A 20,106-nucleotide genomic window follows, 5' to 3' on the forward strand; every position below is an offset into this window, starting at 1 on the left:
AAAAACCTAATAATACCCTGGGTTAAAACAATCAAGAAAGTTTGTTCAGGACCTGAGAAGTAATTAATCAGGGTTTATTCCCTAATCCCAATTTTCCCCTAATAATCAGTGGGTTCCAATAAGGCTTGAATTCCATGGATAACCCCATTTAGAGCATTGACATTGTAATAATCCTCCCATAATCCATAACCATTGGCCTGCAGCATTTCCCTGTTTAGGGAAAGCTCCCCTCCCTGCAAGGTGGTAATTTGCAAATTGACCCCAAAATCTTGTGAATAAACCTTGCCAGGGATAATATGATTCCGAAGCAAATCTCTTAATTCCTCTAAATTGATATCTTCATAACCGGTAATTCCCTTGGTGGCATAATAACCAGCAAAGGCCGGGTCAGTAGGAGCAAACAAAGTATAATCTTTTTCTTCATCCAATTCTTCCCACAATCCTGAATAGTTCATTGCCCCCAAAAATTCGGAAAAGCTTTCTTCATTTTCAGTGATTTCACCTAAAAGGGTTTTATCCGGAGCAGAATAAATAGAGTCAAGTCCATGGATAATTCCATTTCCTGCATCCTGATCTGTTATTGTGACCTGGGCCTGGCCATTCAACCAAATTTCATTATCTGTAATTTTGCTGATATATACCTCCAATCCCAAACGCGTGGGAAAATTTCCTGAAGAAAGATCTTTTGCAGACAAATCCCCATCCAACATAAAGTAAAGCAAAAAGTCCGTTAATTCTGGTGTCTCCAACCACCCCTCTTTGCTTATCCCCTGGGCCTCAAAATAACCTTCAAAAGCTTCATCACTTGGAACGAAGAGGGTAAATGGGCCATCTTCGGAAAGCAAATTCTCCAGGCCCGCTTTTTGAACTGCCTCTACAAATATGGAAAATCCATTTTCATCCATTACCTCAATTACAGAATAAGTGGCAGGGGTAATCACAGCATCCAATGCATGTATCCAACCATTGGACGCAGGAATATTGGCTGCCAGGATTCCCACCTGTCCATTGATAACCTTTGATTCTTCTTCCTTGGTCGCAAAGATGAAATGACCTTCCAATAATGTGGGCACAATGCCATTCAATTGTTCCAGTTCATAATTCCCCGGTAAGATGTGGTATTGCAATAAACTGTCCCACTTTTGGGGCTGAAGGTCTTCATATTGTCCAATACCCATTTGCTGAAAATCTTCGTCTATTGGGGCCATTACAGTAAATTGGCCAGGCCCTTGCAAGGTGTCCGCCCATTCTGTTTTAGTTAATGCATCGGACATTATGGAGAAATTGGGGTCCTCCGAAATAATCTGTAAAAGGCTTAAACTTTCCGTTCCGGGAATGGGGTCATCTTTTTTACAGGAAAAAAGAAGGAATAATCCCCCCATCAAAAATAATCCTAATGGGATGCTCTTTGAGAAAGAAACCTTTTTATTATGACCTGCCATAAAATTTTGATGATTAAATCGGTTTGATTTGAGAACCACAAATCACGTGCTTAAGTTTATGGCTCCAATTAATGGGCAAAATTACTCAATTGATTTGGAATAACGTGGGAAATCACCCTGAAGGGAATAATTTATGAAATTATATTTCACTTTGTTTTGCTGCCTGATGCTTACCCTTGCAGCTTGTAAAAAAGAGGAGAAAGCTTGTCAAATCTCCCCTGAGGTACAAAATATCCCTTTAAACCTAAAAATCGAAAGGTTGGAAACTGGGCTATTTGAAGCGGAAAATGAGGAAGAAATTGGAGAATTTTTGGAAAGTTATCCTGGGTTTACTCAGAAATACCTGCAGGAAGATCTATATCCAAGCAGGGAAGCCCTGATCCAATCCCTTGCCAAAACAAAATCAGACACCTTGATTCAGGAGCTTTATACAGAGACCCAAAATCAATTTGAGGATTTGGAGGAAATCGAAAAATCTCTGGAAAATGCCTTCAAGCACATTTCATATTATTATCCCGATTTTGAAGTCCCAAAGGTTTACACTTTTGTAAGTGGCTTTACCTCTGATCTTTATTTGGATCAGGAGATGATTGTTATTGGCTTGGATTACTTTTTGCCTGCAGAACACCGGTTCCAACCTCCGGAAATTCCCCGATACATTGCTGAAAGGTATACCCAGGAGCATTTGGTGCCAATGATTATAACCGCCCTTTCCGCCAGGTTTATTGAAAGCAATCTGAAGGAAAACACCCTTTTGGCCGAGATGATTTTTTATGGAAAAGCGTATCATTTTGCCAAAGCCATGCTCCCTTGCACTCCTGAAAGATTAATTATTGGATATTCCGAAAAGGAAGTGGAGGCCTGCTATGCCAATGAAGCTTTTATTTGGACTCATCTAATTGAAAATGAGGCCATATATGAAACCAATGCATTCGAAATCAGGAAGTATACCGGGGAAGCCCCTGCTACAGACATTATCAGTCCGGATGCCCCGGGCCGGGTGGGCCGATGGATGGGCTGGAATATTGTGGATGATTACCGGTTCAACAATGATATTAGTCTTACTGAGCTGATGAAGGAAAAGGACTCCCAAAAGATATTTACCCAGTCAGGTTATAAACCTCGTCAATAGCCGGTCTGGGGTATTTTTGGGGAGCGATGGTGAAAAGAAGTTTCTTTACAGTCAGTTCCTTGGAGAAATAAAGTTCTGCCAGGTTTCTGGATCTGTTTTTCATGCCCTGAAGCATTTTTTTGTCTTTTTCCAATCTTTCCAACTGGTCAATAAGGAGGTCCATTTTGTTAATATCAAAATAATACCCTATTTGATGGCTTTTGACCAATTCATTCAACCAACCTTTTTGGTTGACCAATATGGCATTTCCCATGGCAAGGGAATCAAAAAACTTATTGGGGCTATTGGTTTGGAGGACCGGCCAATGGTCAAATGAGATAAAAGCCAAATCAGTAAGGGAAAGCAGTTCTCGTACCTCACCTTTATTTCCAAATGGTAAAAAAACAAGGTGCTCCAATTCCATTTTTTTGGCTTTTTGCTGAAGAGAAAAAAGGTTCTTCCCTTTGCCCATGATGGCAAACTGCCAATTTTTGTTTTTCCTTTTTGCCTCCATTGCCAAAGTCAATAATTCCTCCACGGCATTGACATCTCCAATGGCACCCGTATAGGCAATGGTCAACTTTTTTGTATCCCAGCCCAGCACCTTTAAAATTTTGTCCCCCTTTGCCATAGCAGGGTCGAAAAATGAAGTGTCTGCAAAATTGGGGATCAGGTTGATGGAAGCCTGTGGGCTCTTTTTTTGAATGTATTGGCGGATTCCAGGAGACAAGGCCACAATCTGGAGGGCATGACGGTAAATTTTTGCTTCCAGATGGTAGAGCCTCCATTTTAGAAATCTATTTTGTATGGCCCCAACCTGTATGGGGGCTTCAGGCCACAAATCCCTAACCTCAAAAATGTAGGGCAGGGCAAATTTCTTCTTTGCCCAAAGACCAATAAAACCCGTGGTCAGCGGGGTGGAGGTGATATATAACAGGTCTGGTCTGGGTAGTTTTTTGATCAATTGTTTTGCTAGATGGACAAAAGAAAAAAATGCATAAGATCTTCTGAAAAAACCAAAAGAGTTGTCATAAGCTACCGGTAAATAATGGACTTTAATTCCTTCTATTACTTTAAAATCGTATTCCGGATTATTGTGGGCGGTAATCATTTCCACTTCAATACCGGCATCAACCAATCCTTTGGCAAGGTGATAGGATCTTACCGCACCTCCTTCTCGTGGGGTCACAAAATACTGATGGATATAGATGACTTTCATAATTGATGGATCCTTATCCAACTGGCCAACACAAATACATTCCAAATTTGGAGAAAACTGTCTTTCAAATGGCTTTCCGGATTTTTAGACAAAGTACGCATATCATCAGGAAATAATTCCCCAAATTGATTTTCAAAAGCTTTAATTTCTCCAAATACCATTCTTTTGAATTCAGAATGACTCTCCAACCACTCTCTTATTGGCAAGCCAAAGCCCAGTTTTTTCCTTTTGCTTACTTTTTTTAATCCTACATCCTCCAGCAATTCCCTGATCCATTGTTTTGGTTCCAGGGAGAGATGTTGGGCTTCACTTAAAGATCTACTCAAGCTCAGCAAGGCACCATCCAAATAAGGTGCCCTTCCTTCTATTCCATGGGCCATCAGGGCATTATCATGGATTTTTAAAACATCATTGGGCAGGTAAAATTGCCTGTCCCATTCCAATGCGGAAAGGTATGGGTCCTTTTCATTTGGATAATAAGCCTCAAAAAGGCCTCTGGATTTTTCCGGTATGTTTTGTAGAGCACTAAAATTCAGGTAAGTAATTTGCTCAGATGCGGAAAGCGCATTTAGAAATTTCTTAAATCTTCTTCCCAAAGGCAACCATTCCCCCTTGCTCCCAAAGGAAGTGAGCCATTTTTTATTTTGAAGATAGTAACGATAGGCCTTGTGCCTGTTATATCCGCTGAAAAGCTCATCTGCACCAGCTCCACCTAAGAGGATTTTTACCGTTTTTTTGGCCTCTCTGGCAATCATCCAACTGATAAACCCTGCACTATCACCAATGGGTTGATCCAAGTCTTTGATATAACTGGACCAATTTTCCAAAATTGATTCTGGAGTGATACAAATTTCATGATGTTCCCCATGGTATTTTTTTGAAACCCAGGAAGCATACTTAGGGTCTTGGTATTGACTTAAATATTTGGCTTCAAATGTGGCAGTAAAAGTATGCAATGGGATCCCTGTTTCCTCATGCCAGATATCCAACAAAAGGCTACTATCAGCTCCACCACTTAATAATATTCCAACAGGGACATCTGCAAAACCTTGTTTGAGGAGGGCATCCAATAAAAGCTCCCTAAATTTATTTTTATTGGGAAGGGGGATTTCTGTTTTTTTTATTTCCAGACTCCCTTTTTCCAAAATTTTTCCCTCAAAGTTCATTTTCCAAAATTCCCCTGCATGGAATTGATGGATATTTCTAAAAAACGATTGGTCCGGAAAAGCATGTCTGTAGTAGAAAAAAGGCAAAAATTGGGATTCATTAAGACTTTTATGGATTAAGCCGGAGGTGGCAATTGCCCTTGCTTCAGAGGAAAACAACCATTTGTTTTCCTGCTTATGATAGTATAAAGGCTTTTTCCCATGAGGATCTCTGGCAATAATCAATTGTCGATTGGCTTTGTCCAAGAAAGCAATTGCAAACATGCCCTCCAATTCCTGTAAGCCTTTGGTGCCAAAATGCTGGATCCAACGAAGCAATACCTCTGAATCAGACCTGCTTTCGAAGGTTACCGCTTTATCCAAAAGGCGGTTTCTTAGGTTTTCATAGTTGTAAATTGCCCCATTCCAAGCCAAAAAAATCTGGCCATCGTCCAGACAAAGGGGTTGGTTGGACCAGGAATTCAGGTCGATGGTTTTAAGGCGGTTGCTGGCCAGCATCAAATTGGGGCTTACCATTTTCCAGTTAGAATGGTCTGGCCCACGATGACGGGTTGCCTCCATCATTTTCTGGATTCCCTTTTCACCCTTTTCTGGGTAATTAACTATCAGGTTGATACCGCACATGCCTTACTTTTTGGAACCAGGTAATAAATCTTTTTCTGCTTCTATTTTGGCTTTGTTTTTCTCAAAATATCTGCAAAAATGGGAAATTTGGCATTCTCCACATTTGGGGGAACGGGCAAGGCATACATAGCGGCCATGGAGGATCAACCAATGGTGGGCTTTATGGACATGTTCCTTTGGAATATGCCTTACCAAATGCCTTTCTACCTCAAATGGCGTTTTTGCATTTTGCGGGGCCAATCCAAGTCTTTTGGATACCCTAAAAACATGGGTATCAACGGCCATATTGGGCTGGTTCCAAATTACCGATGTGATTACATTGGCCGTTTTTCTGCCAACTCCTGGAAGTTTGATCAATTCTTTGACCGTGGAGGGGACTTCACTGTTAAATTCTTCCACCAACATTTTTGCCAAGCCCAAAAGGTGTTTGGTTTTGTTGTTGGGATAAGATACAGATTTGATATAAGGAAAAAGCTCATCAAAATTGGAAGCTGCTAAATGTTCCGGACTAGGAAAATCCCTGAAGATGGCCGGGGTGACCATATTGATTCGCTTATCAGTACACTGTGCACTGAGGACCACAGCTATTAAAAGTTGAAAGGGAGTCTCATAATTGAGTTCGGTTTCAGCCACAGGCATGTGGGTAGAAAAATAGTCAATAAAAGCCTTGTATCTTTCTTTTTTCAACATGGGCAATTTGGATTTTAACCGTAAAGATACAGGATTATGGAAGCAAAAGGGATAAGAATAGCCATAAAAAAGCCCCGAATTTAGTTTCCGGGGCTTTTGAAAGTTTGGTTTTAGTTATTACACTTTCTCAAGTCCAATAGACTTGGCTTTCTTTTTTATATTTGAAACCACCTTCTCTGAAGGTTCCATGTAGAGTGTTTCAAGGTGCTCTACTGCACTTAGCAAGTCAATGTAGTTTTGCATGAGCTCCTCGTCACGATGCAGATTATGCTCCAATTGCTCACTTTCTGACTCGCTCATTTCCTGATAAATATATCTTACCAGGTCATTTGGGGTAAAAGATTTTGTCATAGGCAACATTTATTTGTTTCAATTTTTTACGCATATTGATAAGCGCGTACCTCATTCTTCCCAATGCAGTATTGATGCTCACTCCGGTTTGATCAGCTATTTCCTGAAAACTCATATCCATATAGTGCCGCATCACCAGCACTTGCTTTTGGGCTTCTGGAAGCTCATCAACTAATTGACGGACCATGCGGTGGGTCTCATCCTTTACCGTTAGGTCTTCCACATTGTCATCCGAAAATTTAAGCGTATTAAATAAATTGGAACCGTCCTCCATTACGATAGAGGGGTACCTTTTCTTCTTCCTAAAATAATCAATTGCCAGATTGTGTGCTATACGCATCAACCAGGGCTGAAATTTTCCTTCTTCGTTATAGCGGTCAGAGTTAAGGGTATGCACTACTTTGACGAAAACATCTTGCAGTAAATCCTCTGCTACCCCTTCATCTTTTACTATTAAATAAATCGTCGTATATACTCGAGATTTATATTTATCTACCAACACCTCGAAAGCAGCTTCGCTGCCATTTCTATATTGAGCTATTAGCTCACTGTCTTTAGGTCCTAACCTTTTGTTCATAAATTCTGACGTTTAAATAACGTAGAAGTCTATCTCATATTGTGATTTTAATGGGTGAAACAATTGTTGCTAAATTCAAATGTATTGAATTGAAACACATAACGCAATGAAATTCCGCTTTTTTTTAGCATACATACCTATGATAATGGGATTTTGTCGAAATTTTCATTTGAATTGGTAGTTTAAACAAAATAATAGCCTGTTTGAGAAATAAATAAAAAAAGCTTTAAAATTCTCAATATTTGTACCAAAACAGCTGAACCATTATCAATTGCTTAGAGATATATTCCTTTTGTCGTGTCTTTTCTAATTACTACCTTTTCTATCCAGAAACTTACCATTTTCTATTGTTCGTGAATGTAGCAGGATATTCCGTTTTGTGCATTTTTTTCCACAAAACATGGTTTATAGTGGTGGAAATAAAACTGTCAGGTAAATTGGCCGCTTCAAGATCTAAATGCTTCAATTTTCAATCGAATAAAAATTCACTGGTTTTTGGAATTCAGGGGCTGGCAAATTATCATTTCCTCCCTTGACTTGGTATCTTTGTAAGTTATGAGTGAGACAGCGCCAGTAATGACTACCCAACTTGAGGATCTGGATCCCAAGAAATTCATTATCATCAAAAACGCAAGGGTAAACAACCTTAAAAACCTGAGCGTCGCCATCCCGCGAAATAAGCTGATCGTGGTGACGGGCCTTTCGGGTTCTGGAAAATCTTCCTTGGCATTCGACACCCTTTTTGCTGAAGGGCAGCGGATGTATGTAGAAAGTCTCAGCTCATATGCCAGGCAATTTCTAGGCAGGATGGAAAAACCTGATGTGGAATATATCCGTGGCGTCTCCCCGGCCATTGCCATCCAACAGAAAGTTAATACCAAAAATCCAAGGTCTACTGTCGGTACGACAACCGAGATTTATGATTATTTAAAACTCCTCTTTAGCCGAATAGGTAAAACTATTTCCCCGGTAAGTGGTGAGGAAGTGAAACATCATACGGTTTCTGATGTAGTGGATTATATCCACAGCTTCGATGAAGGGGATAAAGTGATGGTCAGTTGTCCGCTGCAAGTGAGTGATAAACGGAGCATAAAAAAAGAAATGGAGATCCTGCTTCAAAAGGGTTTTACCAGAGTGCTGAAGGAAGGGGAAGCTCATTTTGTAGAAGACCTATTGGAAGAAAAAGAAATTCCAGAGGGCCCTTATGAAATCCTAATTGATCGGGCAGTGGTTCGGAAAGAGGATGAGGACAACCAGTTTAGAATAGCCGATAGTGTCCAAACCGCCTTTTTTGAGGGACACGGGGATTGTTTTGTGTTTTTCCCCGGTAAGGAAAGCAGAAAATTCAGTGACCGGTTTGAATTGGATGGGATGTCCTTTGAGCTTCCCACGGTAAATTTTTTCAGTTTTAATAATCCCTATGGAGCTTGCCGAACCTGTGAAGGCTTTGGTTCCGTATTGGGTATTGATCCTGATCTGGTTATACCGGATAAGTCACTTTCCATTTATGAAGGGGCCATCGCACCATGGCGGGGGGAAACCACTAAAAAATGGGCTGCCCCCCTGATCAAAAATGGAATCCATTTTGATTTCCCTATCCACAGACCCTATGAAGAGTTGGACGAATCCCATAAGGAGTTACTATGGACTGGAAATAGACATTTCAAGGGGCTAAACGCATTTTTTGATTTTCTTCAAAGTAAAGTTCATAAGATTCAATACCGGGTGATGCTTTCCCGCTTCCGGGGTAGGACCACCTGCCCAGACTGCAAAGGAACCCGGCTGAGAAAAGATGCTTCCTATGTGAAAGTCAATAATAAATCGATAACAGATCTGGTTTTGATGCCCATCGAAAGGTCATTGGAATTTTTTCAAAATATCCAACTCAGCACCGCGGAGCAAAAGACAGCCAACAGGTTACTCAAGGAGATTCTGAACCGCTTAGAATACATAGAAAAAGTTGGATTGGGTTATCTCACCCTGAATAGATTGACTTCCACCCTTTCTGGAGGAGAATACCAAAGGATTAAACTGGCTACTTCTCTGGGAAGTGCCCTGGTGGGTTCCATGTACATTTTGGATGAGCCCAGTATTGGACTTCACCCCCGGGATTCTGACCGCCTTATAAGCGTGCTCAAGTCCCTTAGGGATCTGGGCAATACAGTAATCGTGGTGGAGCATGAGGAAAAGATCATGAAGGCTGCCGATCAAATTATAGATATCGGGCCTGACGCTGGTACAAATGGAGGAGAATTAATTTTCCAGGGAGAACTACCCGAACTCCTGAAACAGGGCAAATCATATACTGCCCAATATCTTAAGGGGGAAGAAAAAATCAATGTCAAAACTGCCAACCGGAAGTGGAAGGATAAAATACTCATCAAGGGAGCCAGGGAAAACAATCTAAAAAATTTGGACGTTCAAATCCCTCTCAACGCCCTCACTGTGATTTCCGGGGTCAGTGGATCCGGAAAATCCACCCTGATTAAAAAAGTGCTTTATCCCGCACTGGGTAAAATGCTGGGCACCGTGATCGATGAATCCGGTAAGTATGACAAACTGGAAGGGGATTACAGGTCTGTAAGTCAAGTGGAGTTTGTGGATCAAAACCCTATAGGTAAATCATCCCGTTCCAATCCGGTTACTTATGTAAAGGCCTATGATTCTATTCGGGCTCTATTTGCAGATCAGGGCCTGGCCAAACAAAGGGGGTATAAACCCGCTTTTTTTAGTTTTAATGTAGATGGAGGACGTTGTGAAGCATGTCAAGGGGAAGGCACCCAAAAAATTGAAATGCAGTTTATGGCGGATATTTTCCTAACCTGCGAGTCCTGCAAGGGCAAGCGTTTTAAAAATGAAATCCTGGATATTACCTATAAGGGTAAGAATATTGCCGATGTTTTGGATATGACAATTGATGAGGCGATGGCATTTTTTGAAGGGAAAAACGCCATTTTACATCGGCTTCAACCTCTACAGGAGGTGGGACTTGGATATATTGGTCTTGGTCAATCTTCCAATACCCTTTCCGGAGGGGAAGCCCAAAGGGTGAAGTTGGCCAGTTTTTTGGGTAAAACCCATGGAAAAAACAAAGACCATATCCTTTTCATCTTTGATGAACCCACCACAGGCTTGCACTTCCATGACATCAAAAAATTATTACATTCCATCAATGCCCTTATTGAAGAAGGACATTCTGTTGTCATCATTGAGCACAATACAGAAGTGATCAAATCTGCAGATTGGGTAATTGATCTGGGACCTGAGGGAGGAGAAAGAGGTGGCCACCTTGTCTTTGAAGGCACACCTGAGGCTCTTAAGGAGGATCCTGATAATTATACGGCGAAGTACCTAAGAGAGTCTTTTATGGATTAATGGGATGCATATTTGCAGGGGCAAATCAAATCTGAAATATTACCGTTAATATGCTTTAATTACCCGTTTAAAATAAAGGAAGTATAGGGGAAACTTTTCATAATTCCGGGAAGTTTTTATGGTGCTTTCAATATCTGACAAACCATTTTTGAATAGGATGAAATTTAGGAGCACCATATGTTTTCTAATGGTAATTTTAGTGGGTGTTTCTGCTTGTGATTCCCCCAGGGCGGTAGAGGTGACCTCCCCTTTAGGGTGGGAAATTTTGAGTACTCCTACCCAGCAGAACATCTTGGGATTGTCACCCATTACAGATGAAATCATATGGGCCTGTGGCACTGAAGGTTTATGGATGAGAACCCTTGATGGAGGGGAAGCCTGGGAAATAGGAACCATAGAAGGCTTGGATAGTGTAAATTTTCTGGATATAGAAGCCTTTGATGCGATCACCGCTATTGCAGTTTCTGCCGGGATGCCTGCAATGATTTATAAAACCACCGATGGAGGGAAAAAGTGGAATCCTACTTTTCAAGGTTCGAGCCATACGATTTTAAATGGAATAACCTTTATTAATGAAGATAAGGGGTATGCATTTGGGGAACCGGTTGAGGGACAATGGCTTATTCTAAAAACATTTGATGGGGGAGATTCCTGGATTAATCTTACCAACACCCCAATAGTAGAAGATCCGGAACAGGCACCAGGTAAAGGTTCCTCGCTTTTTGCCAAAGGTGCTGAAATTTGGTTTTCCTCTGGCGGCAGTCAAAGTCAAATTTATTTTTCTAAAAACGGGGGTACAGCCTGGGAAAAAATTTTTGTTAGTGAAAGAAATGGGGCATACCATCTTGGGATTTCAGATTTGGACAAAGTAGGCCGCCAAAGCCTAATTGGCGTAGGGGGAGATTATTCTAGCCCCGATAATAATGAAAATAATGTATTTCTTTCTTCCAGTGACGGCCAGGTCTGGCGAGAGCCTAAAGGTAACCCTCCTTCAGGGTTTTGTTCAGGGGTGAGCTATTACCCAAAAAATCAATGGTTGATAACTGTGGGGGCTAATGGAAGTGATTTTTCTAAAAATGGAGGAGAGCACTGGGAAAAATTTTCAGATGAAGTTTTCAATAATGTTCAAAAAAGCCATACTGAGGAATCAATTTGGGCCTCTGGCAGTGATGGCAAGATTGCAAAGTTAAAGTATTGAATAGCAATTTTTCAGAAGTCGAACTCAATTCGCAATCCAAGCCTTTTATCATTATTAAAAAACCAACCAATTCCTTATATTGAGACAGAATAGTGTAAAAAATATGGCAATTCATTGCTCAAATTCCTTCATTCATTCAATGCCATTTACAGGAAGAAAAATACCTTGTTAAAAGGAAGCAAGAACAAATTTATTATGTTTGAAATCATTCCATCCATATGGATACTTAACGGAAAATGTGTCAGGCTAAGAAGAGGGGACTTCAATACTGAAGAGTTGATCTCCAACAATCCGCTTGAAATTGCCCAGGAATTTGAAAACTGTGGTATCCAGCGGGTACATCTTGTGGATTTGGATGGAGCCAAAAGGGGTGAGCCCAAAAATTACTATATGTTACGGACGATTGCCGCTTATACTTCCCTAAAGGTTGATTTTACAGGCGGTGTAAGTACAGATGGGGATGTTATGAAAGTTTTTGAGCATGGTGCCAAAACAATAACGGCATCTACTGTGGCCGTCCGCTCTCCAGAGAAATTTACCCAATGGATCATTTCCTATGGAAGGGAAAAAATAAACATGGCAGCAGATACAGAGCCTTCCGATTTTAAAGTGAAAATCAGAGGTTGGCTAAAAAATGCCAATATTGACCTTTTTGACCATATCTCCTATTTCTATGAAAGAGGTTTGAAATATGTCAAATGTTCTGATGTTTCCAGAGATGGAGTGATGGAGGGTCCAAATTTTGAGCTTTATAAAAAAATCAGGGATAGATTTCCTGATTTATGCCTGGTAGCCAGTGGAGGGGTCAGGACAATTGATGATTTCCGTAAGCTTAAAGACTTGGGCCTAAAGGGGGCGGTCTTTGGAAAAGCCTATTATGAAGAAAAAATTAAGATCAAAGACCTGGAGGCATTTATTAAGGAGTGTTAGCAGGATAGTGTTGAATTTGAGTTCCTGAGAACACCTTAACGCACTTTATCCATTAGTATACTAGAGCAAAAAAGCAATACAGTAGTTCCGGTATCAAATTTTAAGATCGTTGGCCAATGTATCTTGTACTAAATGCCTAAAAAAATCCAATTGTGTCCACAACAAAAAAGGAGACCTTTTACAGTCTCCTTTTATTGGGTTATTGTTAATTGTGAAATGGGTTCTAAGTTTATTCTTCTTTAAATCTATCCACAATATAAAGGAATAAATTGAAAGATAAGGTAGACATTTCCTCTTTTTTTATCTCTTCTTCCTCACTTTTGCCAAAATGTCTTTTGTTATGGCTTCTGCCAGTATTTTCTTCTTTTATCGTTGATTTATTGAAAGAATTTTCTTCTTCTAAAAACGCTTCATCTTCTGAAAAATCCTTCACCAAGTCTTTACATCCCCCTTCTTTGGGTTGATAGTCATTGGCAGTTTCCAAATCTTCCTGAAAAAAATCATCACTTCCACCCTGGGCCAGTGATTGCCCCCCTACAAAAACGCCAATAAGGAACGTCAGTAGGACAAAGAGGGTTTTCAAAGGTGAAATTTGATTTGGTTTATACATTTTAAAGTTGAATCTTCAAGTATTCAAAAGAGAGAAAATGCAAATAACGTTTTCAAATATACTAATTTAAAAAAAGGATGCAAACCATTGAGTTTTTTGATTTCCAGAAAGTTGATATGAGAGCCGGGACCATAATAGAGGTCCGGGACTTTAAAGAAGTCAGAAATCCAGCTTACAAAATTTGGGTGGATATGGGACCTTTGGGGATCAAAAAAACTTCCGCACAGATCACCCAAAATTATTCTATTGAAGAACTTCCGGGAAGGCAGGTTATATGTGTATGTAATTTCCCCAAAAAGCAAATTGCCAACTTTATGTCTGAAATTTTGATCACCGGATTCAAAGATGAGCAGAACAATATTGTCCTGGCCACTTTGGAAAGGAATGTTCCCAATGGAGAAAAACTTCATTAATTCTTTCCCGTTAAGTTTTTCAAAATATTGGGTTTTCCAAGAGTTGTAATTGCCATATCTTATTTAAACAATCCTTGATTTTTCCTTAAAGAACCCCTAAAAAGCAATATCAAAACATGATCCAATTTCTGGGTATAAATAGAATCGCGTCCATCGTTCAAGGTAAAATATCCCAAAACCCAAGTCCGCAAGAAGTTCAACAAATAGTTACCGATTCCCGAAAAATTGTAAGGGGAGAGGAGACCTTGTTTGTGGCACTTAAGGGGTTTAAATTTGATGGAGCGGATTTTATAGATGGGGCCTACCAGGAAGGTGTAAGAAATTTTATATTAAAAGAAGGAAATATTAGTTCCCATATCCCTCAGGCCAATGTTATCCAGGTTCCCGACCCCTTGGCTGCCCTTCAGGCTCTAGCCGCCTGGAATCGCAAACAATTCACAGGCCCGGTGGTGTCCATTACTGGTAGTAATGGGAAAACTATTATCAAGGAATGGTTGGGTCAAATCCTGAGCAGAAAACATAATTTGGCCAAAAGTCCCAAAAGTTATAATAGTCAGGTTGGGGTTCCACTGTCACTATTTGGCATTGAAGCATTTCATCAGGTAGCTGTAATAGAAGCCGGCATATCCCAACCCGGGGAAATGGAAAAGCTTCAAAAAATGATCCAACCCGATATTGGGATTTTTACTAATTTGGGAACCGCCCATGACGAAGGGTTTTCCAGCAGGGAAGAAAAGCTAAAAGAGAAGGCAAAACTTTTTGGGAATTGTAAGTTCATCATTTATCGCAAAGATCAAGAAATGGTGAGCCAATATTTGGAGAGCAATTTTCCTGCTTCCCAATTGATTTCCTGGTCGGACAAACCGGGGGCAGATTATACCCTTTCGGTTAAAAAGGAGGAAGGCCAATCCAAGATCACCTTATTTAAACCTGACTTGAGCATTTATACCTTCCATTGCAGGTTTGAGGATGAAGCCAATTTGGAAAATCTTAGACATGCAATTGTGGCGGCACTTACCCTGGGCATAAACATGGATGAAATCCAGGAAAGCATCCCCCAGCTCAAACCCATTGAAATGCGGTTGACCTTGAAGCCGGGGATTAATCAATGCTTGTTAATCGATGATACATATAATAATGACCTGGCAGGATTGGACATTGCCCTTGAGTTTTTACAGAACCAAAGGCCTAAAAGGAGAAAAATCCTGATGCTTTCTGATTTGTTGGAAGCAGGGGAAAGCCATAAAGTTTACCAAAGGGTCAGCCAGTTAATTAGTCATTATCAAATAGATAAAATCTATGGGGTAGGGAAAGACATAGTTCTATTGGAAAAAAGCTTTCCGGAAAAATCCCTCTTTTTCCCTAATACCAAAGAGTTGTTGGACCATTTAGATAGAGAAAATTTCCAGGATGACTTGATATTGATCAAAGGAGCCAGGAAGTTTGAATTTGAGCAGGTGGTCAATAGGCTGCAGGAACGCATTCATGGGACTGTACTGGAAATCAATCTAAATGCTCTTAGTCATAATTTTAATTTTTACAAAAGAAGGCTCAAGCCTTCCACCAAGTTAATGGTCATGGTGAAAGCCTTTGCCTATGGCGGTGGCGCTACAGAAATTACCCACCATCTAGAACAGCTAAAAGCGGATTATTTGGCTGTTGCTTACACCGATGAGGGAGTTGCCCTTAGAAATGACGGCATCCAACTACCCATTATGGTGCTTAATCCTGTGCCCGAATCCTTTCATAATTTATTGAAATACAAACTTGAGCCCGTTGTTTACAGCTTGTCTTTTTTTAAGCAGCTGGGTCAATTTTGTAAATCCTTTAAGGGAAAGGTAAAAATCCATCTTGATTTGGATACAGGTATGCATCGTTTGGGATTTTCCCAACGGGATTTGGAGGATTTGAATAGATTGATTGTTGAATATCCAGAACTGGAAATTGCCAGCCTATATACCCACATGGCCGGAGCTGATGAAGCTGCCCATGAAAACTTTTCGATGCAGCAACTAGAACTTTTTAAAAAAATGGGGGATAAAATAAAAAGTTACTTAGGTTATCAGCCATTGATGCATGCATTGAATTCTGCTGGGATTATTCGTTATCCTGATTATCAATTTGACATGGTCAGATTGGGTATTGGTCTGTATGGGGTGGAGGTTAATGGGTTGTTTGAAAAAGCGCTTGATCCTATTAGTTGTCTAAAAACTACCGTATCCCAAATAAAAAAATTAAAGAAGGGGGAAACGGTGGGATATGGAAGAAAGGGAGTCATGCCTGAGGATGGGCAGATTGCCACCATTGCCATTGGTTATGCAGATGGTTATGATAGGAGGTTTAGCAATGGCAAAGGCTATGTATTGATCCATGGCCAAAAAGCTCCTGTGATCGGGAATGTTTGTATGGACATGACCATGGTCAATGCCACGGGAATAGATGTACGGGAAGGTGATGAAGTTATCGTTTATGGGCAGGACATATCCCTCAAAACCCTTGCGCAGTCCATTGGAACCATTCCCTATGAATTACTTACGAATATCAGCAGTAGGGTGAAAAGGGTTTATTATTTGGATTAGCCCTGGGTGACCCTCTTCTTTTCCCCATAAATCTGCCACAATTTTTCCACGATTCTGGTGGCTGAATGCCCGTCCCAAAGGAGTATGCCCCGGTATTGTTTCCAATTACCCTCAAGAATTTTCTCCATATAAGGTTTGAGCTTAGAGGGGTCTGTTCCGACCAGCTCATTTGTGCCTTGGGTTATAGTTTCGGGCCGCTCAGTATTATCCCTCAATGTCAAACAAGGTACATTCATCACCGAGGCTTCCTCAGTGATTCCTCCCGAATCTGTTATGACCCCTCTGGCATTTTGGACCAGGTAATTGAACTCCAAATAGGATAGAGGTTCTGTATAATGTAATCTTGGATGTTCAATTCCCAGGTTTTTCAGGACTTTAGCCGTGCGGGGATGGACAGGGAAAACAATGGGCAATTCCCCAGAACCTTCCAATATGGCCTCCATCATGGCCTTTAATTTTTCCTCTTGATCCACATTAGCTGGCCTGTGCAAGGTCAATACAAAATAGGATTTTTCCTTTAATCGGTCATAAATTTCCCCATGAGGTTGTTTTAAGTTGGGCATTTCCTTTAAAAGTGTGTCTATCATGGTATTACCCACCCAATGGATTTTCCTTTCCGGCACTCCATAATTGATTAAGTTCTCATTGGCCAATTCTGTGGTGGTAAAAAAATGGTCGGTTATGCTGTCGGTTACCATTCTATTGATTTCTTCAGGCATGCTCATGTCCCAAGAACGGATCCCGCCCTCTACATGAACCACTTGAACTTGCATTTTTTTGGCCGTTATGGAGCAAGCAAGGGTGGATGTGACATCGCCCACCACCAAAACCACATCTGGTTTGAAATTCTCCAATTCCTTTTCAAAACCTACCATAATGGCTGCTGTTTGTTGGGCTTGGGAACCTCCTCCCGCTTCCAGGTTGATATGGGGATGGGGAATCTGAAGCTGTTCAAAAAAATCTCCGGACATTTTGGGATCATAATGCTGGCCAGTATGCACCAACCGGTAATCCATTTCCCTGCCTGACTCCCGGACTTGATGAATGGCATGGATGATAGGAGCAATTTTCATGAAATTGGGCCTAGCGCCAGCAATCAAAGTTATGTTTACCATTTTAATAATCTATAAAGTATGGGTGTTCCCATTTTATTAGTGATAAAATAAATTCTAATATACACAAAGTTTAAAGCCTTCTGAAAAAGTACTTTTAAGATTTAGATTACAAGATTGATATAAAGCCCATTACAGCCGTTTTTTCCCTTAAATTTCCTTTATATTTGTGTGGTTTTTAGCTGGTAAATTTAAATTGCAGCTATTCAAAATTTCTTAATTAAGCGTAATTATCATCGGCATTCCAATTAAATGTATTTGAATCCCCCATTTTCCCGGTTATTATTCAACCTTTTGTTTGTCTCCATTTTCTTTTTTGGGGCTTGTCAGGAGGACTCCTTGGTCAATGATATTTTGGTTTATGAAAATGATTTTTCAGGGCAAGACCTGACTCAAATTGAAAACGGCAAATTGCATGTTTTCAATGAGGATACTGTGTTGGGAAATTATAATAATGAGGAAGTGCTACTTCAACTTGAGGGCCTTCCAAGGCATAATATTGTGAGAGTAAATATCGATTTGTTGGTTCATGATAGTTGGGATGGAAACTTGAAAGGTTTAGGGGGGCCAGACAAATGGTATATGAAATTGGATAATATGGAAATCATCAACACCACCTTTTCCAACAGCATCTGCTCTTACAGTTATTGCCTGTACCAATCTTACCCGGATAATTATGGAAGGCATTATGATCCAAAAACAGGAGCAATTAATATCAACCTTCCAGGCCTTTGCCAATATAATTCGGAATCCAATTGGACCAGCTTATACAAAATCAGCAAACTAGTTTATCATCACGGATCGAACCTTGAAATAATACTTGGAGATCAACTGATACAGGAGAATGCAGAAAACCCCATTTGTGATGAAAGTTGGTCCTTGGCCAAAATAGAGGTAAGTACACTTACTCAATAGCCTATCAAATTGAAAATTTCTTCAGTAATGAATAAAATAATTCCTCTTTTTTTTATGTTGGTTTTGCCTTCGCTTAGCTCGGCACAATCTATTTCCTTGAATAATTTTTTTCTTGAAGATTATCTCAGAAGGCAACAGCTTATGGGGAATTTTGAGAAAGAATATTCCTTTAACCTCAGGCCAATTTCTCCCCGGATAGAAGATTTTTGGGATCAAAGTAAGGCTACCTTTGAAAAACTGGAAATGCTTTTAGGAAAAGGGAGGGAATTTGACATAAGAGGTGAAAAAATAAATTTTAGATACCTTCCTGTAACCTTTAAAACGCAGTATAATTCCAATTATGCTTTTGGTATCAATGATGGAGCGATGATACCCAATAGGGGTTTGCAAGCTTTGGTAAGTGGAGGCATTTATGCAGAATGGAAAGGGGTTAGCCTTCAATTCCAGCCCGAATTGGTAACCGCCCAAAACTTGGAATATGAGGGTTTTCCCAGCGAACATAATGGAAGGACCTGGAAGGAATACTACGAATGGCTTAATACCCATGATAATCCTGAACGGTTTGGGACAGAGGGATATATTAAATTGCTTCCTGGTCAATCCAGCATCCGCTATAATGCCTATCAGATGTCAGTAGGAATTTCGACTGAAAATATTTGGTGGGGACCCGGAAAAAGAAATTCCCTCCTGATGAGCAATAATGCACCTGGATTTCTTCATTTTACTTTAAATACCCAAAAACCGATTTCTACCTCCATTGGCCAATTTGAAGGGCAATTGATAGCAGCAAAGTTAAAAAACTCGGATTATCTCCCGCCACGTGATGCCATGATTCACCAGAATACTCCATTGAGATTTCCCAAAAGGGATGATTGGAGGTATTTGTCCGGCATCACGGTTAGCTACCAACCCAAATGGGTGCCTGGATTATCTGTGGGCTATAGCAGCGTTTCCCAGATGTACCACAATGATATGAATAAGCTGAAAGATTACCTCCCCCTATTTAATGGAGAAAAAGGACCAGCTAATGTGGTTGATCTGGAAAGGGACAGCAGGAACCAGTTAAGTTCAGGATATTTCCGGTGGATGAGTCATGGAGGTTTGTTTGAATTTTATGGAGAATATGGTTCAAATGGAAACAGCCGGGAATTGAGGGATTTTTTGGTCAACCCGGATCTGAACCGGGCGTTTACTTTTGGATTTAGCAATTTGATTCCATTGAAAAGGGAAGATGCCTTTATTCAAATCAGTTCAGAAATGACCCAAACCGGCCAAACGGTTAGGGATAACATTGTAGCTCATAACAGTTGGTACACTCATCCCTATGTGCGGCAAGGCTATACCCATAAGGGGCAAGTGATGGGAGCAGGCAATGGCCCCGGCAGTAATGTGATTTTCCTGGAAGCAAGTTGGGTGCAGAACTTTAAGAAAATTGGTTTACAAATGGAGCGGATAGTTTATAATAATGACTTTTATTACAAGCGTTTTGAAAAGAATAAAGACTGGAGAAGAAAATATATTGACTTGGTTCCCTCTTTGGTAGTGGATTGGCAGTTTAATAAGGTTCTGTTTTCCAGTAGGCTTCAATATGTCAATACATTAAATTACAAATGGTACCTTGAAAATAGCCCTGATCCAGACCAGTATTTTGTAGCCGGTTATGATAGAAAAAATATCGTGGCCAACTTCAGCTTGTATTATTTTATTAGGTAATCTTTTTATAAAAGTTCTTTTCCTTGCTCCTTTTTTTGATTCGTTAAATTATGCCAGTGCTTTGGAGGGAAATCTCCAAAA

General features: G+C 40.3%; 16 protein-coding genes. 8 read left to right on the top strand and 8 right to left on the bottom strand.

The features are described 5' to 3' along the window. Positions 1 to 98: 98 nt before the first annotated feature. The gene (locus tag QWY93_RS07745) at positions 99 to 1,442 is read right to left on the bottom strand and encodes a fasciclin domain-containing protein (protein ID WP_290247606.1); all 1,344 of its coding nucleotides are present in this window, start codon (positions 1,440 to 1,442) and stop codon (positions 99 to 101) included. 133 nt (positions 1,443 to 1,575) lie between these two features. Here QWY93_RS07745 and gldB point away from each other — a divergent pair, with 133 nt between their 5' ends. Next, positions 1,576 to 2,574, top strand: coding sequence for a gliding motility lipoprotein GldB (gene gldB, locus QWY93_RS07750; protein WP_290247607.1), 999 nt, complete (start codon positions 1,576 to 1,578; stop codon positions 2,572 to 2,574). On the opposite strand, the gene QWY93_RS07755 is transcribed toward gldB, so the two are convergent. The 5 genes from QWY93_RS07755 to QWY93_RS07775 form a co-directional block, all read right to left on the bottom strand. Further along, positions 2,543 to 3,772: a glycosyltransferase family 4 protein gene (locus QWY93_RS07755; protein ID WP_290247608.1), complete on the bottom strand. Its 1,230-nt coding sequence runs from the start codon at positions 3,770 to 3,772 to the stop codon at positions 2,543 to 2,545. The two genes, gldB and QWY93_RS07755, sit on opposite strands and share 32 nt — an antisense overlap. Continuing rightward, positions 3,769 to 5,562: an asparagine synthase (glutamine-hydrolyzing) gene (gene asnB, locus QWY93_RS07760; RefSeq protein WP_290247609.1), complete on the bottom strand. Its 1,794-nt coding sequence runs from the start codon at positions 5,560 to 5,562 to the stop codon at positions 3,769 to 3,771. Before asnB ends, QWY93_RS07755 begins: the two co-directional genes overlap by 4 nt. Before the next feature lie 3 nt (positions 5,563 to 5,565). Beyond that, on the bottom strand, positions 5,566 to 6,252 hold the full coding sequence (gene nth, locus QWY93_RS07765; protein WP_290247610.1) for an endonuclease III: 687 nt from the start codon (positions 6,250 to 6,252) through the stop codon (positions 5,566 to 5,568). 117 nt (positions 6,253 to 6,369) lie between these two features. Further along, the gene (locus QWY93_RS07770; RefSeq protein ID WP_290247611.1) at positions 6,370 to 6,603 is read right to left on the bottom strand and encodes a hypothetical protein; all 234 of its coding nucleotides are present in this window, start codon (positions 6,601 to 6,603) and stop codon (positions 6,370 to 6,372) included. Further along, positions 6,578 to 7,180: an RNA polymerase sigma factor gene (locus QWY93_RS07775; protein WP_290247612.1), complete on the bottom strand. Its 603-nt coding sequence runs from the start codon at positions 7,178 to 7,180 to the stop codon at positions 6,578 to 6,580. Before QWY93_RS07775 ends, QWY93_RS07770 begins: the two co-directional genes overlap by 26 nt. A gap of 555 nt (positions 7,181 to 7,735) precedes the next feature. On the opposite strand from QWY93_RS07775, the gene uvrA reads away from it, so the two are divergent. The 3 genes from uvrA (at position 7,736) to QWY93_RS07790 (ending at position 12,683) form a co-directional block, all read left to right on the top strand. After that, the gene (uvrA, locus tag QWY93_RS07780; protein WP_290247614.1) at positions 7,736 to 10,555 is read left to right on the top strand and encodes an excinuclease ABC subunit UvrA; all 2,820 of its coding nucleotides are present in this window, start codon (positions 7,736 to 7,738) and stop codon (positions 10,553 to 10,555) included. Positions 10,556 to 10,712: 157 nt separating this feature from the next. Beyond that, positions 10,713 to 11,753, top strand: coding sequence for a WD40/YVTN/BNR-like repeat-containing protein (locus QWY93_RS07785; protein ID WP_290247615.1), 1,041 nt, complete (start codon positions 10,713 to 10,715; stop codon positions 11,751 to 11,753). A 195-nt stretch (positions 11,754 to 11,948) separates the two neighbouring features. Continuing rightward, positions 11,949 to 12,683, top strand: coding sequence for a 1-(5-phosphoribosyl)-5-[(5-phosphoribosylamino)methylideneamino]imidazole-4-carboxamide isomerase (locus QWY93_RS07790; RefSeq protein WP_290247616.1), 735 nt, complete (start codon positions 11,949 to 11,951; stop codon positions 12,681 to 12,683). A gap of 229 nt (positions 12,684 to 12,912) precedes the next feature. Here the strand turns inward: QWY93_RS07790 and QWY93_RS07795 are convergent, their stop codons facing one another. Continuing rightward, positions 12,913 to 13,266, bottom strand: a complete 354-nt coding sequence (locus QWY93_RS07795; RefSeq protein ID WP_290247617.1) for a hypothetical protein — start codon at positions 13,264 to 13,266, stop codon at positions 12,913 to 12,915. 104 nt (positions 13,267 to 13,370) lie between these two features. Between QWY93_RS07795 and QWY93_RS07800 the strand changes: the two genes are divergently transcribed. After that, positions 13,371 to 13,706 carry a tRNA-binding protein gene (locus QWY93_RS07800; protein ID WP_290247618.1) on the top strand — a complete coding sequence of 112 codons (336 nt, stop codon included), beginning with the start codon at positions 13,371 to 13,373 and terminating at the stop codon, positions 13,704 to 13,706. 116 nt (positions 13,707 to 13,822) lie between these two features. Further along, positions 13,823 to 16,285: a bifunctional UDP-N-acetylmuramoyl-tripeptide:D-alanyl-D-alanine ligase/alanine racemase gene (locus QWY93_RS07805; protein WP_290247619.1), complete on the top strand. Its 2,463-nt coding sequence runs from the start codon at positions 13,823 to 13,825 to the stop codon at positions 16,283 to 16,285. Here QWY93_RS07805 and wecB read toward each other — a convergent pair. Beyond that, on the bottom strand, positions 16,282 to 17,400 hold the full coding sequence (wecB, locus tag QWY93_RS07810; protein WP_290247620.1) for a non-hydrolyzing UDP-N-acetylglucosamine 2-epimerase: 1,119 nt from the start codon (positions 17,398 to 17,400) through the stop codon (positions 16,282 to 16,284). The genes QWY93_RS07805 and wecB overlap by 4 nt on opposite strands. 255 nt (positions 17,401 to 17,655) lie before the next feature. On the opposite strand from wecB, the gene QWY93_RS07815 reads away from it, so the two are divergent. Together QWY93_RS07815 and QWY93_RS07820 are read left to right on the top strand one after the other, a co-directional pair. Next, positions 17,656 to 18,312 (top strand): hypothetical protein, encoded by a 657-nt coding sequence (locus QWY93_RS07815; RefSeq protein ID WP_290247622.1) that lies wholly within the window; start codon positions 17,656 to 17,658, stop codon positions 18,310 to 18,312. Positions 18,313 to 18,339: 27 nt separating this feature from the next. After that, positions 18,340 to 20,025 carry a capsule assembly Wzi family protein gene (locus QWY93_RS07820; protein ID WP_290247624.1) on the top strand — a complete coding sequence of 562 codons (1,686 nt, stop codon included), beginning with the start codon at positions 18,340 to 18,342 and terminating at the stop codon, positions 20,023 to 20,025. Positions 20,026 to 20,106 lie beyond the last annotated feature (81 nt).

Source organism: Echinicola jeungdonensis (genome assembly GCF_030409905.1).
In the GTDB taxonomy this organism is placed as follows: Bacteria; Bacteroidota; Bacteroidia; order Cytophagales; family Cyclobacteriaceae; genus Echinicola; species Echinicola jeungdonensis.

Excerpts from the sequence above, each read along its gene's own strand:
- uvrA (WP_290247614.1), top strand. The coding sequence starts at position 7,736 with ATGAGTGAGACAGCGCCAGTAATGACTACCCAACTTGAGGATCTGGAT.
- QWY93_RS07790 (WP_290247616.1), top strand. The coding sequence starts at position 11,949 with ATGTTTGAAATCATTCCATCCATATGGATACTTAACGGAAAATGTGTC.
- QWY93_RS07775 (WP_290247612.1), bottom strand. The coding sequence starts at position 7,180 with ATGAACAAAAGGTTAGGACCTAAAGACAGTGAGCTAATAGCTCAATAT.
- nth (WP_290247610.1), bottom strand. The coding sequence starts at position 6,252 with ATGTTGAAAAAAGAAAGATACAAGGCTTTTATTGACTATTTTTCTACC.
- QWY93_RS07820 (WP_290247624.1), top strand. The coding sequence starts at position 18,340 with ATGAATAAAATAATTCCTCTTTTTTTTATGTTGGTTTTGCCTTCGCTT.
- asnB (WP_290247609.1), bottom strand. The coding sequence starts at position 5,562 with ATGTGCGGTATCAACCTGATAGTTAATTACCCAGAAAAGGGTGAAAAG.
- QWY93_RS07755 (WP_290247608.1), bottom strand. The coding sequence starts at position 3,772 with ATGAAAGTCATCTATATCCATCAGTATTTTGTGACCCCACGAGAAGGA.
- QWY93_RS07800 (WP_290247618.1), top strand. The coding sequence starts at position 13,371 with ATGCAAACCATTGAGTTTTTTGATTTCCAGAAAGTTGATATGAGAGCC.
- QWY93_RS07745 (WP_290247606.1), bottom strand. The coding sequence starts at position 1,442 with ATGGCAGGTCATAATAAAAAGGTTTCTTTCTCAAAGAGCATCCCATTA.
- gldB (WP_290247607.1), top strand. The coding sequence starts at position 1,576 with ATGAAATTATATTTCACTTTGTTTTGCTGCCTGATGCTTACCCTTGCA.
- QWY93_RS07785 (WP_290247615.1), top strand. The coding sequence starts at position 10,713 with ATGAAATTTAGGAGCACCATATGTTTTCTAATGGTAATTTTAGTGGGT.
- QWY93_RS07805 (WP_290247619.1), top strand. The coding sequence starts at position 13,823 with ATGATCCAATTTCTGGGTATAAATAGAATCGCGTCCATCGTTCAAGGT.
- wecB (WP_290247620.1), bottom strand. The coding sequence starts at position 17,400 with ATGGTAAACATAACTTTGATTGCTGGCGCTAGGCCCAATTTCATGAAA.
- QWY93_RS07770 (WP_290247611.1), bottom strand. The coding sequence starts at position 6,603 with ATGACAAAATCTTTTACCCCAAATGACCTGGTAAGATATATTTATCAG.